Origin of the sequence: Bradyrhizobium zhengyangense, assembly GCF_022012555.1 — a bacterium.
Lineage (GTDB): Bacteria > Pseudomonadota > Alphaproteobacteria > Rhizobiales > Xanthobacteraceae > Bradyrhizobium > Bradyrhizobium zhengyangense.
In genome coordinates this window covers 838,860-851,867 of record NZ_JAKLTZ010000002.1, presented here as the reverse complement: position 1 = coordinate 851,867, position 13,008 = coordinate 838,860, and the positions used below count along the sequence as shown (strand labels likewise).

The 13,008-nt window shown below is 63.3% G+C and carries 14 protein-coding genes; 12 read left to right on the top strand and 2 right to left on the bottom strand.

Going from position 1 to position 13,008, the window contains the following annotated elements; translation table 11 throughout:
• Nucleotides 1-20 precede the first annotated feature (20 nt).
• The 10 genes from L6639_RS09235 (at nt 21) to xth (ending at nt 10,104) form a co-directional block, all read left to right on the top strand.
• Complete coding sequence (locus L6639_RS09235; RefSeq protein WP_237860973.1) at nt 21-332, top strand: ArsR/SmtB family transcription factor; 312 nt, start codon at nt 21-23, stop codon at nt 330-332.
• Nucleotides 332-697: an SRPBCC family protein gene (locus tag L6639_RS09230; protein ID WP_237860971.1), complete on the top strand. Its 366-nt coding sequence runs from the start codon at nt 332-334 to the stop codon at nt 695-697. The genes L6639_RS09235 and L6639_RS09230 overlap by 1 nt, the downstream gene beginning before the upstream one ends.
• Before the next feature lie 125 nt (nt 698-822).
• A complete protein-coding gene (locus L6639_RS09225) occupies nt 823-1,425 on the top strand; it encodes an ATP-dependent Clp protease proteolytic subunit (protein WP_237860969.1) in 603 nt (200 codons plus the stop codon).
• A gap of 426 nt (nt 1,426-1,851) precedes the next feature.
• Nucleotides 1,852-2,190 (top strand): P-II family nitrogen regulator, encoded by a 339-nt coding sequence (locus L6639_RS09220; RefSeq protein WP_027535364.1) that lies wholly within the window; start codon nt 1,852-1,854, stop codon nt 2,188-2,190.
• A gap of 38 nt (nt 2,191-2,228) precedes the next feature.
• Nucleotides 2,229-3,677: an ammonium transporter gene (locus L6639_RS09215; protein WP_237860967.1), complete on the top strand. Its 1,449-nt coding sequence runs from the start codon at nt 2,229-2,231 to the stop codon at nt 3,675-3,677.
• Between the two features lie 221 nt (nt 3,678-3,898).
• Nucleotides 3,899-4,303 (top strand): GFA family protein, encoded by a 405-nt coding sequence (locus tag L6639_RS09210; protein ID WP_237860964.1) that lies wholly within the window; start codon nt 3,899-3,901, stop codon nt 4,301-4,303.
• A 257-nt stretch (nt 4,304-4,560) separates the two neighbouring features.
• A complete protein-coding gene (locus L6639_RS09205) occupies nt 4,561-5,775 on the top strand; it encodes an aminotransferase class I/II-fold pyridoxal phosphate-dependent enzyme (RefSeq protein WP_237860962.1) in 1,215 nt (404 codons plus the stop codon).
• 9 nt (nt 5,776-5,784) lie between these two features.
• Complete coding sequence (locus L6639_RS09200; RefSeq protein WP_237860960.1) at nt 5,785-8,262, top strand: DNA translocase FtsK; 2,478 nt, start codon at nt 5,785-5,787, stop codon at nt 8,260-8,262.
• Between the two features lie 164 nt (nt 8,263-8,426).
• The gene (locus tag L6639_RS09195; protein WP_237861313.1) at nt 8,427-9,185 is read left to right on the top strand and encodes an outer-membrane lipoprotein carrier protein LolA; all 759 of its coding nucleotides are present in this window, start codon (nt 8,427-8,429) and stop codon (nt 9,183-9,185) included.
• Between the two features lie 103 nt (nt 9,186-9,288).
• Nucleotides 9,289-10,104, top strand: a complete 816-nt coding sequence (gene xth, locus L6639_RS09190) for an exodeoxyribonuclease III (RefSeq protein ID WP_237860958.1) — start codon at nt 9,289-9,291, stop codon at nt 10,102-10,104.
• 26 nt (nt 10,105-10,130) lie between these two features.
• Here the strand turns inward: xth and L6639_RS09185 are convergent, their stop codons facing one another.
• Both L6639_RS09185 and L6639_RS09180 read right to left on the bottom strand, forming a co-directional pair.
• Nucleotides 10,131-10,574 carry a Crp/Fnr family transcriptional regulator gene (locus L6639_RS09185; RefSeq protein WP_237860957.1) on the bottom strand — a complete coding sequence of 148 codons (444 nt, stop codon included), beginning with the start codon at nt 10,572-10,574 and terminating at the stop codon, nt 10,131-10,133.
• A gap of 60 nt (nt 10,575-10,634) precedes the next feature.
• A complete protein-coding gene (locus L6639_RS09180) occupies nt 10,635-11,321 on the bottom strand; it encodes a response regulator transcription factor (RefSeq protein ID WP_007598630.1) in 687 nt (228 codons plus the stop codon).
• A 204-nt stretch (nt 11,322-11,525) separates the two neighbouring features.
• Between L6639_RS09180 and L6639_RS09175 the strand changes: the two genes are divergently transcribed.
• Both L6639_RS09175 and L6639_RS09170 read left to right on the top strand, forming a co-directional pair.
• Entirely contained in the window at nt 11,526-12,095 is a 570-nt protein-coding gene (locus L6639_RS09175) for a L,D-transpeptidase family protein (protein ID WP_237860955.1), read from the top strand.
• 6 nt (nt 12,096-12,101) lie between these two features.
• On the top strand, nt 12,102-12,887 hold the full coding sequence (locus tag L6639_RS09170; protein WP_237860953.1) for a 2-keto-4-pentenoate hydratase: 786 nt from the start codon (nt 12,102-12,104) through the stop codon (nt 12,885-12,887).
• Nucleotides 12,888-13,008: the final 121 nt, after the last annotated feature.

Genomic DNA, 13,008 nt, shown 5'->3' with positions numbered 1-13,008 from the left:
GTACATGCTTATGTGTTGCCATGATCGAAGCCGACATCTTCAAGGCGCTCGCCGACCCGACCCGCCGCAAGGTCTTTGAAAAGCTTGCCGGCGGCAGCCTGAATGCAAGCGCCTTGCGCGACGGATTGGAGATCAGCCAGCCGGCGATGTCGCAGCATCTGTCGGTGCTGCGCGAGGCAGGTCTCGTTCGCGAGCAGCGGCAGGGCCGCTTTGTGAATTACGAAGTCGATCCCGAAGGAATCGTTGCCATCGGGACCTGGCTTGCGCGCTACCGCGCCTATTGGCCGAAGCGCATGGACGCACTCGCCGACCTCCTGAAGGAGATGGATTAATGAACGACGCCGCGAAGCCTGATCCCTCCAATGAACCCTTAATGGTCGAAGAACCTTTGGTGCTCGAATTTGAATTCGATGCGCCGCCTGCAAAAGTCTGGCGCGCAGTGACCATTCCTGAATTGCGCGAGCGCTGGTTGCCGGATTGCGACCTGGCCGGCGCCGAGCCTGAGACATCGATCCCCGGCGAAGAGGTGCGCTACCGGATGCGCGATTCCGAACCACCTTTCCGCGAGAGCCAGGTGATCTTCAAGATCGAGCCGAACGTGTCGGGCGGCACGCGCTTTCGCATCATCCAGCAAGCCTGCGTGAAGCTGCCGCAGCCCGCCAACAGCAATTGCCGCGTGATGCGCGCGGCGGCCTAGAGCATGATCCGGAAAAGTGTGAAGCGGTATTCCCTCGCGACAAACGCGGAACGCGTTTGCGCGGAGATCATGCTCACGTAAGAGCACCCACACGACTTCATCACCTGCAGACATGGAGGTCGCCGATGCGCGACATGCTTCAGCTCGTCCCTATGGTCGTCGAACAATCCGCGCGCGGAGAGCGATCCTTCGACATCTATTCGCGCCTGCTGCGCGAGCGCATCATCTTCCTCAATGGCGAGGTCAATGATTCAATGTCGGGCCTCGTCTGCGCGCAGCTCCTGTTCCTGGAAGCAGAGAACCCCAACCGGCCGATCAATCTCTACATCAACTCCTATGGCGGCGTGGTCACCTCTGGTCTCGCGATGTACGACACCATGCAGTTCATCAAGGCGCCGGTTCATACGCTGTGCATGGGCACCGCGCGCTCGATGGGCTCGTTCCTGCTGATGGCCGGCGAGCCCGGCCACCGCGCCGCGCTGCCCAATGCGAGCCTTCACGTGCACCAGCCGCTCGGCGGCTACCAGGGCCAGGCGTCCGACGTCCTGATCCACGCCAACGAAATGCAGGAAACCAAGCGGCGCCTCATCCGCCTCTATGCGCAGCATTGCGGGCGGACTGTAGAGGAGGTCGAGCGGACACTCGACCGCGACCACTTCATGACTGCGCAGCAGGGGGTCGAATGGGGGCTGGTCGATCGGGTCTTTGCGCAGCGCGACGCGGCCTGACGGCCGCATAGCGGTCCCCAGTCGGATACCTTCGGCGAGGCCGGTCAGCGCAACCCCGGCCGCCGCCTCGCGCGCATCCCGTGAGCAGCGGGCGCGACGGCCTGACATTCTCCAAGCCAAGCCCGTATCAAAATACCTTTTGGCTGCCCGACGCGTGAGCAACATTGTGTCGGCAGCCTGTCGTGCCCTCATTTTAATCAGGCATGACCACGTATTGAGCGCGACGTAATAGCGCACTGCACCACAATACCCGTCAAACGCGAAAACACCCGTTTTCATAGTCCGTTAGGCAACCCGCCCGATCTGGCACGGCATTTGATTCTAGGGGGCGTGGCTGTGCCCGCGTAGTGAAACTTCTCCCTCGTGGCGAACCAGTCGAGAAACGCCCGGCCACGTCCGGACCGGGCCCAAGCGGGGATAGGACCCATGAAAATTGTTATGGCGATTATCAAGCCATTCAAGCTGGAAGAAGTCCGTGACGCCCTGACCGCCATTGGCGTTCACGGTCTCACGGTGACGGAAGTCAAGGGATATGGCCGTCAGAAGGGCCATACGGAAATCTATCGCGGCGCCGAATATGCCGTGAGCTTCCTGCCCAAGATCAAGATCGAAGTCGCCGTCGCCTCCGAGCAGGTCGACAAGACCATCGACGCCATCACGTCGGCTGCGAAAACCGGACAGATCGGCGACGGCAAGATCTTCGTCATCAACCTCGACCATGCGGTCCGCATCCGCACCGGCGAGGCCGACGCCGCGGCCCTTTGATTTCGCGCTCAACCAAAATTCAATCAGGAGTAAATGAAATGACGTTTAAGCGTCCCTATGGCGCGGGATTGGCGGCTCTCGCAGTCGGCCTTTTCGCTGCGACCGCAGCCTATGCCGAGCCAACGGTCAACAAGGGAGATAACGCCTGGATGCTGACATCGACAGTCCTCGTGCTGTTGATGACGATCCCGGGTCTCGCGCTGTTCTACGGCGGCCTCGTTCGTTCCAAGAACATGCTCTCGGTCCTGATGCAGGTGTTCTACACCGTCTGCGTCGTCACCGTGATCTGGGCCGTGTACGGCTACAGCCTCGCCTTCACCGGCGGTTCCGACTTCATCGGCGGCTTCTCCAAGGCCTTCATGATGGGCGTCACCACCGACTCGAAGGCCGCGACCTTCTCGGTCGACGCCAACATCTCGGAGCTCGTCTATGTGTGCTTCCAGATGACCTTCGCGGCGATCACGCCCGCCCTCATCGTCGGCGCCTTCGCCGAGCGCATGAAGTTCGCGGCCATCGCGCTCTTCATCCCGCTCTGGGTCACGCTGATCTACTTCCCGATCGCGCACATGGTTTGGTACTGGCCCGGCCCGGACGCGATCCAGGACGCTGCCAAGGCGCTTGCCGCGGCTGCTGACGGTGCTGCGAAGACCGCGGCGCAGGCCAAGCTCGACGAGATCAACGCCGACGCCGGCTGGATCTTCAAGAAGGGCGCGATCGACTTCGCTGGCGGCACGGTGGTGCACATCAATGCCGGCATCGCAGGCCTCGTCGGCGCTCTGCTGATCGGCAAGCGCGTCGGCTACGGCAAGGAGTTGATGGCTCCGCACTCGCTGACCATGTCGATGATCGGCGCCTCGCTGCTCTGGGTCGGCTGGTTCGGCTTCAACGCCGGCTCCAACCTCGAAGCCAACGGCGGCGCTGCGCTCGCCATGACCAACTCCTTCGTCGCCACCGCAGCCGCCGCGCTGTCGTGGATGTTCGCGGAGTGGATCGTGAAGGGCCATCCGTCGGTGCTCGGCGTCATCTCCGGCGCTGTCGCGGGCCTCGTGGCCGTCACGCCTGCCGCCGGCTTCTCCGGCGTGATGGGTGCGATCGTCCTCGGTCTCGTGGTCGGCGTGGTCTGCCTGTTCTTCTGCACCGTGGTGAAGAACGCGCTCGGCTACGATGACTCGCTCGACGTGTTCGGCGTGCACTGCATCGGCGGCATCGTCGGCGCCCTCGGCACCGGCATCCTGGTGAACCCGGCCCTCGGTGGCGCCGGCATCATCGACTACACCGCGATCCCGCCGAAGGTTGCCGATTACGACTTCGCCGCGCAGATGATCTCGCAGATCGAAGCCGTCTGCACCACGCTGGTGTGGTCGGGCATCGGTTCGGCGATCCTCTACAAGGTCGTCGATGTGATCGTTGGCCTCCGCGCCAATGTCGAGACCGAGCGTGAAGGCCTCGACATCACCGAGCACACCGAGCGCGCCTACAACATGTAAACCTCTCCTCCCGGCCGCGATCTTCTCCGGAGATCGCGGCCACTCCTACGGTTTGGGCACATACCCGGCAATGCCCCGACCGTTGAGGGGCTCCAGCGCAAGTTGGAGCCCCTTTCTTTTTGCAAGATTCCTTTTTGGTGTGGGACCGAAAAAAGGATTGCCATTCCTGATTGCCGGCGCAGAGATATCGACCACAACGAACAACAACAATGGAGGTCGTCATGCGTTTGGAAGGCGGATGCTATTGCGGCGAGGTGCGCTACGTGGCCGAGGGCGATCCGATGATGCAGGGCCAATGTCACTGCCGCGAGTGCCAGTACATCTCGGGCGGCGCACCCAACGCCTTCATCGCGATGCCGGCAGACGGCTTCACCTACATCATCGGCCACCCCAAGCAGTTCACCCGCAAGGATCTCGAACGCGCCGTTACCCGCGAATTCTGCGCCGAATGCGGCACCCATCTCGTCACGAAAATACCCGGCCTGCCTGCCGTCGTGGTCAAGGTCGGCACGCTGGACGAGCCCGAGCAATTCCATCCCCAGTTGGCGATCTACACTTGCGACAAGCAGGAGTTCCACACGATCCCTGCGGGCATGCCGACATTCGAGAAGCTGCCGGGACACTAAAGGATGGAACTCGGCTAGAGGTGCGTTCCCTCCTCCCTTGTGGGGGAGGGAACGGAGAGAGCGCTGCTCTCGACCGAACTCAATTTCGACTTCACCCCGCCATCCCGTTGTTATCCGGCCTCATTTTTCCGGCTCTGGACGGACCGGCCGGCCGATGGTTAATCGCGTCTTAACCTCGCCCTATCTATGGTGAACTGAACCGCTTTCCCGCCGGCGCCCGCGCGCGACCGGCCGTTCCGAGAGTACTGGCGCCCAGAATGGTCATGACCGCTTCATCCCGTGCGCCGCAGGCCAGTGGAAGCTCCGACAACCACCGCTCGCCCTTCGTCCGGCTGAACGAGCTGCTGGCGCCGCATCAGCCCGGCAAACCCTTGATTTCGCTGGCTGTCGGCGAACCGCAACATCCGGTACCTGACTTCGTCGGCCCGGTGCTGGCCAAGCACATCGCCGATTTCGGCCGTTACCCGATGAACCAGGGCACCGAGCCGTTCCGCAACGCTGCGAGCGCCTGGCTGTCGTCGCGTTTCAAGCTGCCGCGCGCGCTCGACCCCAAGAGCGAGATTCTCGTGCTCAATGGCAGCCGCGAGGGGCTGTTCCTCGCCGCGATCGCAGCGGCTCGCTATGTCGGGCCGAAGCCCGGCAAGCCCGCGATCCTGATGCCGAACCCGTTCTATCCGGTCTATGGGGCCGGCGCCGGCGCAGCGGCTTGCGAACCGGTTTATCTGCCGACCACGGTCGAAAACGGCTTCCTGCCCGATCTCGATGCCATAGACGAGGCAACGCTTGCGCGCACCGTTGCATTCTATCTGGCCTCGCCCGCCAATCCGCAGGGCTCGGTCGCCTCGCGCGCTTATTTCACCCGCCTGAAAAGCCTCGCCGATCGCCACAACTTCATGATCCTCAGCGACGAGTGCTATTCGGAGATCTACACGCGCGAAGCACCGGGCAGCGCGCTCGAATGCGCAGGGCCCGATTTCACCCGCGTGGCTGCGTTCCAGTCGTTGTCCAAGCGCTCCAACCTGCCGGGCCTGCGTGTCGGCTTCGCCGCCGGCGACAAGACGTTCATCGGCAAGTTCCTGGAGCTGCGCAACATCGCCGCACCGCAGGTGCCGGTGCCGCTCCAGCATGTCGCGACCGTTGCCTATGGCGACGAGGCGCATGTCGAGGAGAACCGCAGGCTCTACCGGATCAAGTTCGATCTCGCCGACCAGATCATCGGCAATCGTTACGGCTACCGCCGGCCCGATGCCGGCTTCTGCGTCTGGCTCAACACGTCAGAGATCGGCGACGACGTCTCGGTGACTCTGAAGCTCTTCAAGGAAGCCGGCGTACGCGTGGTGCCCGGCTCCTATCTGGCGCGGCTTCAGCCCGATGGCTTCAATCCCGGTGCCGGCTACATCCGCCTGGCGCTGGTGCAGGATAGTGAGACCACGGCGCAGGCGCTGCACCGGCTGGTTGAAACTCTGGGTTAGGCGGGGCCCATGAGCATGTCGGCAATCGAACGTGTCATTCCCCTGGTCGGCCATCTGCCGCCCTCGATCCGCGATGCGCTGAGCCGCCGCCTGCGCGAGTTGACAGGCTTTGGCCTCGTCACACTCTCGGGCGTCGCCTCCGCCGCGCTGATGACCTGGTCCGTCCAGGACCCGAGCCTCAGCCACGCGACCTCGCGGCCGATCCACAATGTCCTCGGTTATGCCGGCGCCATCGGCGCTGACCTCGCGATGCAGATCCTCGGGCTCGGCGCCATCATGCTGATCCTGACGGTTGCGGTGTGGGGCTGGCGCATGATGACCCACCGCCCGTTCGATCGCGAGGCGCTGCGGCTCGGCTCCTGGATACTCTGCACGGTCATCGCGGCTGGCTTCGTCAGTTGCTGGCCGCATGGCGGCGCCTGGCCGCTGCCGACGGGGCTCGGCGGCGTGGTTGGCGATGCGCTAGTGCGCGCGCCTGCGGTGATCTTCGGGCCGCCCGGCGCGATCTATCGCATCGTGCTCGGCGCCATCCTGTTCGTCGCGCTGGCCGCAACCTTCCTGATTGCCTGCGGCCTCGGCGCACGCGAGCATGACGATGAGCTCGCGGAAATCGAGGATGATGACAAGCCCCTCGATGACGACGAGGACAGCGATCGTGGTTCGGTGTCGCTGGGCTGGCTATTCCACGCGCTGATGAGCACCAAGGCGCGGTTGATTTGGCTGTTCGGCGCGGCCTACCGCTCGCTGGTCTCGAGCGGATCGAAGACCAAGGCAGTTTCGTTCAGCCGGCAAGAGCCCAATCTCGGCGGCCGCGCCGCCCCTTCGATCTCGCCGCAGTCCGAGGACGAGGATTACGAGGACGAGCACGAGGAAGAAGAGGAAGACGAAGAGGAGGAAGAGCAGCCGGCCGCGCGTGCTCCACGCAAGAAGGCCGCACCGAAAGCCGCTTCCAAGAAATCCTCCGACAAGTTCGAGCTTCCATCCGTGTCCGTGCTGGCTGCGCCCAAGGCCGGCGATCGCCAGCCGCTCAGCAAGGCCGAGCTGGAAGCCAATTCGCGTTCGCTCGAAGGCGTCCTCCAGGATTTCGGCGTGCGCGGCGAGATCGTGAAGGCCAATCCGGGCCCTGTCGTCACGCTGTACGAACTCGAACCAGCTCCCGGCATCAAGTCGTCGCGCGTGATCGGGCTTGCCGACGACATCGCGCGTTCGATGAGTGCGCTGTCGGCGCGCGTCGCCGTCGTTCCCGGCCGCAATGCCATCGGCATCGAGCTGCCGAACGCGCATCGTGAAAAGGTCTATCTGCGCGAGCTGCTGGTCGCCAAGGAAACCGTCGACACGGTCGCGAAACTGCCGCTCTGCCTCGGCAAGACCATCGGCGGCGATCCCGTCATCATCGATCTCGCCCGCACGCCGCACATGCTGATCGCCGGCACCACCGGCTCGGGCAAATCGGTTGCGATCAACACCATGATCCTCAGCCTGGTCTACCGGCTGCGCCCGGACCAGTGCCGGCTGATCATGGTCGATCCGAAGATGCTCGAGCTCTCCGTCTATGACGGCATTCCCCATCTGCTCACGCCTGTCGTGACCGATCCGAAGAAGGCGGTGGTCGCGCTGAAATGGGCCGTGCGCGAGATGGAAGAGCGCTACAAGAACATGGCCAAGCTCGGTGTGCGCAACATCGACGGCTACAACACGCGCCTGCTGGAGCTGAAAGCCAAGGGCGAAGAGCCCACGCGCACGGTGCACACCGGCTTCGACAAGGAAACCGGCAAGGCGATCTACGAGGAAGAGAAGCTCTCGCTCGATCCGCTGCCCTACATCGTCATCATCGTCGACGAAATGGCCGACTTGATGATGGTCGCCGGCAAGGACATCGAAGGCGCGGTGCAGCGCCTCGCGCAGATGGCGCGCGCCGCCGGTCTGCATGTGATTCTGGCGACACAGCGTCCGTCGGTGGACGTCATCACCGGTACCATCAAGGCGAACTTCCCGACCCGCATCGCCTTCCAGGTCACCTCCAAGATCGACAGCCGCACCATCCTCGGCGAGATGGGCGCCGAGCAGCTGCTCGGCCAGGGGGACATGCTCTATATGGCCGGCGGCGGCCGCATCAGCCGCGTGCACGGACCGTTTGCCTCGGATGAGGAAGTCGAGAAGGTGGTGCGCCATCTCAAGACGCAGGGCCAACCGGAATATCTGGAAGCGGTCACGGCGGAAGAGCCGACCGAGGACGAAGATGGCGGCGCCGTGTTCGACGCCAGCGGAATGGGCGCGGATGGTGGCGGCGATCTGTTCCAGCAGGCCGTTGCGATCGTCAAGCGCGACCGCAAGGCCTCGACCAGCTACATCCAGCGCCGCCTGCAAATCGGCTACAATCGTGCGGCATCCTTGATGGAGCGCATGGAACTGGAAGGCATTGTCGGACCCGCCAATCATGCCGGCAAGCGCGAGATTTTGGTCGAGGAAGAAGACAGTCATATGTGAGGCAAGGAGCTACTGACCCGCCTCGGAATGCTATTCTCACGCAAATTCGATCTCCGCTTTTGCCCGAAATCACGCTAAAACGGCGCCCAGCCACACAGGACGACGCGTTGACCAGACATCCGGACCTTGGATTCGCAGCCTCTTTCGCCGCGCGCAGCGCGCTCGTGGCAGGCGTGCTTCTCGTCACCGCCGTAACGATGACCGTAGCGTCAGTCGCGCAGACGGTCCCCGTGCCGAAGCCGGCACCGAAAGCGCGCGACGCTGCTCCGCCGTCGGGCGGACCGGCCATCACGGGGGCAACGCAAGCGCCGCCCAATCCGATCATTCCCGATCCGCGCCGTAACGTTCCGAGCAGCATCTTCCAGACCTTCGACGACAAGCAGAAGGCGCAGGCGGCCAAGGTCAGCGCCTATCTGTCGTCGCTGTCGACGCTGGTCGGAAACTTCGTCCAGGTCGGCCCCGACGGCAGCAAGACGCAAGGCGATTTCTACATCCAGAAGCCGGGCAAGATGCGCGTCGAATATGATCCGCCGAGCCCGATCGATATCGTCGCCGACGGATCCTCCGTCGTGGTGCGCGATCGCAAGCTGGCCACGCAGGACGTCTATCCGCTGTCGCAGACGCCGCTCCGCTTCCTGCTGTCCGATCGCATCGATCTGATGAAGGACACCAATGTCGTCAACGTCTCCGCCGACGACCTCTTCATCAGCGTCACCATCGAGGAGAAGCAGGCGCTGGTCGGCACCAGCCGGCTCCTGCTGATGCTCGGCGCCAAGGACGGCCAGTTGAAGCAATGGACGGTGACCGATCCGCAAGGTTACGACACCACATTCGCGGTTTATAATCTGGACACGACCAAGAAGCTCGATCCAAACATGTTCAAGATCGACTTCACCAATTACAACGTGCCATCGCCGGGCTGACGGTGCCGTAGGGTGGGTTAGCCTTCGGCTAACCCCACCCCACGGCAGCGACCCTGTGGACAGGCATTTCGCCCACGCCAATCCATGCTAAGACGCAACTCCCATGCGTCTTTCCCTGACAACCTGGAACATCAACTCGGTGCGGCTGCGCATCGACCTGGTCGCGAAATTCCTCAAGAGCGCGCGGCCGGACGTGCTGTGTCTCCAGGAGACCAAATGCATCGACGATGCCTTTCCGCTGAAGCGTTTCAAGCGGCTCGGCTATGAGCATGTCGCGTTGAACGGACAGAAGGGCTACCACGGCGTCGCCATCGTCTCGAAGATTCCGTTCGAGTCCACTGACATCCGCACCTTCTGCGACAAGGTGGATTCGCGCCATATCTCGGTGTCGTTCGGCGAGAAGGCTGCAATCGCAAAGCCGCTGGTGCTGCATAATTTCTACGTGCCCGCCGGCGGCGACATTCCCGATCCCGCGCTGAACGAAAAGTTCGACCACAAGCTGCGCTTCCTCGACGAGATGAAAGCCTGCGAGCCGCTGCACCCGCGCGGCGAAGATCGCCACATCCTGGTCGGCGACCTCAACGTCGCGCCGCACGAGAACGACGTGTGGTCGCACAAGCAGCTTCTCAAGGTCGTCTCGCACACACCTGTCGAAACCGAGAAGCTGAAGGCCGCGCTGGAAGCCGGCGAATGGGTCGACGTCGCACGCGACCGCATTCCGATGTCGGAAAAGGTCTACACCTGGTGGAGCTATCGCTCCGCCGACTGGACCGTCGGCGACCGCGGCCGGCGGCTCGACCACATCTGGGTCTCGCGCGCGCTGAAGGACGCGGTGCAGGATTTCAAGATTTTGCGCGATGCCCGCAGCTGGGAGCGGCCGTCGGACCACGTGCCCGTGACGGTGACGCTGGAGATCTGACGTCGCCCTTTCGCCAGAAAGGGGACTTAGGTGCTGAGCTTCGAACCCGCCATCAGGATATCGCTGGCGATCTGGCTGGAGCGGATGGCGAATTCGTCACGCAGGCGGACCGCGGCGGCAGGATCGCTCTCGAGCACGCGCTGAAACAGGCTGCGCGCGACACGGATGACGGAGGAATGCTCCAGCGCCACCGCGCCGGACGGCCGCTTCATCGGCACCACCAGCGCAAGCTCGCCAATCAGCGTGCCGGGACCGGCGATCATCTCGGCGCCGGCGCCGTCATCGACGCGAAAGGCGCCGCGCTGGACCACGAAGCCGGCGTCGGCGTCGTCACCGAGATTGAACAGGATGTCGCCGCGGACGAAGTCACGTTGCTCGGAGCCGATCGCCAACATGCGCAACGAGGCGTCTCCCAACAAGCGCAGTGTCGGGACACACTCAAGCAGCGCTACGTCATCGTCGATTGACATTCCGGTCCGAGGCTCGAGGAACGCGCTAATTTACGACGAATCGCGCGTTCCTGGAACGTATCACGGCACCAGCTTGTAGCCACCGGCTTCCGTCACCAGGATTTCCGGGTTGGCGGCATCCTTCTCGATCTTCTGGCGGAGGCGGTAGATGTGGGTTTCCAGCGTGTGGGTGGTGACGCCGGAATTGTAGCCCCAGACCTCCTGGAGCAGGGTCTCGCGCGACACCGGCATCTGGCCGGCCCGGTAGAGGAAGCGCAGGATGGCCGTTTCCTTCTCGGTGAGGCGGACCTTGCGGGCATTGGCCGCGGTCAGCATCTTGGAGCCGGGACGGAAGGAGTAGGGGCCGACCGAGAACACCGCGTCCTCGCTGGCCTCGTGCTGGCGCAGCTGGGCGCGGATGCGGGCGAGCAGCACGGCGAAGCGGAAGGGCTTTGCGACATAGTCGTTGGCCCCGGATTCCAGGCCCAAAATCGTGTCGGAATCGGTGTCGTGCCCCGTCAGCATGATGATCGGCGCCTTGAAGCCGCCTTTACGCAGGGAGCGGACCACTTCGCGGCCATCAGTGTCGGGGAGGCCGACATCCATCAGGACAAGATCGGGGGCATTGGCCTTTGCGGCGCTGGCGCCCTTGGCGCCGGTATCGACGGCGGAGGCTTCAAATTCTTCGTGTAGCGATAATTGCTCCACCAACGTATCGCGCAGATCGGTATCGTCATCCACGATCAGGATCTTGCGGGCATTGGCCATAGGGGATCATCCTTTTGGAGTCCGGCGAGGCGCGCATGCATGCCGCACCCAGCCGTGATGGGAAAGTTTAGGGGTCGTCATTCTTATTGTTGTTCGTGTTGAAGTAGTGGGCTGTTACCGATTCACAAGCCGGAAGCACTCTAACCTAGAATAGCAGGACGGTTTGATGAATGTCCTGTAATGAATTCGACATCGCGATTTCACATGAAAAACAAAGCCGTGTCAGTCAGTTACACCGGGAATCGAGGCAACGGACCGCTATCCGCGATCCGCGTTAAGCCTGCCGCCGGGAATCCGCGCCGGGGCTGGCTGACGGCAGGCCACCTGACCATTCCAGTGGCGCTGGGGCGCGGCGGCATTCTGGCCAACAAGCGCGAGGGCGATGGCGGCACCCCCAAGGGCAGCTTTCGGCCCCGGCAATTGTGGTGGCGGGGCGACCGGCACCGCCGCCCCAGGACGTTTCTGCCGGCGCGCATCATCACCGACACGGACGCCTGGTGCGAGGATCCCGGCGACCGCCATTACAACCAGCGGATTCGGCGCGGGCAGGGCGAGGGCGGCGACCGGCTGAAGCGCGCGGACCATCTCTATGACTTCATCATCGAGATCGATCACAACACGCGCCCGCGCATTGCCGGCCGCGGCAGTGCGGTGTTCCTGCACCTGGCGCGCGACAATTTCGGCCCGACTGCAGGCTGCGTCTCCATGACCAAGGCCGCGATGCTACAGCTGCTGCGGCGGATAGGACCAAGAACAAGAATCATCATCGGGTGAGGACGCATGCTCGACAAGGATCAGATCGTCGCGGCTTCGCGAGTTCTCGTTCAACATTGGCGCGACGGCAGCAAATTCGACGCACTTGAGGCGCAGTTACGACCGCGGAGCCGCGCTGACGGTTACGTGGTGCAGGCCGCTCTCGAAAATCAATCGCTCGGAAATTTGTTCGGCTGGAAGATCGCGGCCACGAGCGAAGCCGGGCAGAAGCACATCAATGTCTCAGGACCGCTGGCCGGTCGCATCATGAGCGACACCGTCATCGCCGACGGCGGCACCGCCTCGATGAAAGGTAACGCGATGCGCGTCGGCGAGCCGGAATTCTGCTTCCGCATGGGACGCAACCTGGCACCGCGGTCTTCGCCCTTTGGCGTCGATGAAGTCCTTGCCGCCGTCGACACCTTGCACCCCGCCATCGAGATTCCGGATTCACGCTTCACCGATTTCACCAGCGCCGGCGAAGCGCAGCTGATCGCCGACAATGCCTGCGCGCATCTGTTCGTGCTGGGGCCGGCAACGACTGCGAATTGGCGCGCGATCGATCTCATCGAGGAGCGGCCCGTGATCACGGTGCGCGGCGAGCGCTATATCGGTCACGGCAAGAATGTGCTCGGCGATCCCCTGATGGCGCTGACCTGGCTCGCGAATGAGCTGCGCGAGCTCGGCATCACCTTGCGGGCAGGGCAGGTGGTGACGACAGGCACCTGCCATCCGCCGCTGCCGATTCAGGCCGGCGATCTCTTTGCGGCGGACTTTGGTGCACTGGGGAAGGTGTCGGTGAGGTTCGTGTAATCACCGTCGTCGTGGCGAGCGAAACTCTCTCCACGCGTCATTGCGAGCGTAGCGAAGCAATCCAGAGTCTCTCCGTGGAAAGATCCTGGATTGCTTCGCTACGCTCGCAACGACGAAATCG

What these genes read in the sequence shown, in the direction of transcription:
- L6639_RS09205 (WP_237860962.1), top strand. Translation starts at nt 4,561, where the DNA reads ATGGTCATGACCGCTTCATCCCGTGCGCCGCAGGCCAGTGGAAGCTCC.
- L6639_RS09210 (WP_237860964.1), top strand. Translation starts at nt 3,899, where the DNA reads ATGCGTTTGGAAGGCGGATGCTATTGCGGCGAGGTGCGCTACGTGGCC.
- L6639_RS09215 (WP_237860967.1), top strand. Translation starts at nt 2,229, where the DNA reads ATGACGTTTAAGCGTCCCTATGGCGCGGGATTGGCGGCTCTCGCAGTC.
- L6639_RS09225 (WP_237860969.1), top strand. Translation starts at nt 823, where the DNA reads ATGCGCGACATGCTTCAGCTCGTCCCTATGGTCGTCGAACAATCCGCG.
- L6639_RS09200 (WP_237860960.1), top strand. Translation starts at nt 5,785, where the DNA reads ATGAGCATGTCGGCAATCGAACGTGTCATTCCCCTGGTCGGCCATCTG.
- L6639_RS09180 (WP_007598630.1), bottom strand. Translation starts at nt 11,321, where the DNA reads ATGGCCAATGCCCGCAAGATCCTGATCGTGGATGACGATACCGATCTG.
- L6639_RS09220 (WP_027535364.1), top strand. Translation starts at nt 1,852, where the DNA reads ATGAAAATTGTTATGGCGATTATCAAGCCATTCAAGCTGGAAGAAGTC.
- L6639_RS09170 (WP_237860953.1), top strand. Translation starts at nt 12,102, where the DNA reads ATGCTCGACAAGGATCAGATCGTCGCGGCTTCGCGAGTTCTCGTTCAA.
- L6639_RS09185 (WP_237860957.1), bottom strand. Translation starts at nt 10,574, where the DNA reads ATGTCAATCGACGATGACGTAGCGCTGCTTGAGTGTGTCCCGACACTG.
- xth (WP_237860958.1), top strand. Translation starts at nt 9,289, where the DNA reads ATGCGTCTTTCCCTGACAACCTGGAACATCAACTCGGTGCGGCTGCGC.
- L6639_RS09235 (WP_237860973.1), top strand. Translation starts at nt 21, where the DNA reads ATGATCGAAGCCGACATCTTCAAGGCGCTCGCCGACCCGACCCGCCGC.
- L6639_RS09230 (WP_237860971.1), top strand. Translation starts at nt 332, where the DNA reads ATGAACGACGCCGCGAAGCCTGATCCCTCCAATGAACCCTTAATGGTC.
- L6639_RS09175 (WP_237860955.1), top strand. Translation starts at nt 11,526, where the DNA reads ATGAAAAACAAAGCCGTGTCAGTCAGTTACACCGGGAATCGAGGCAAC.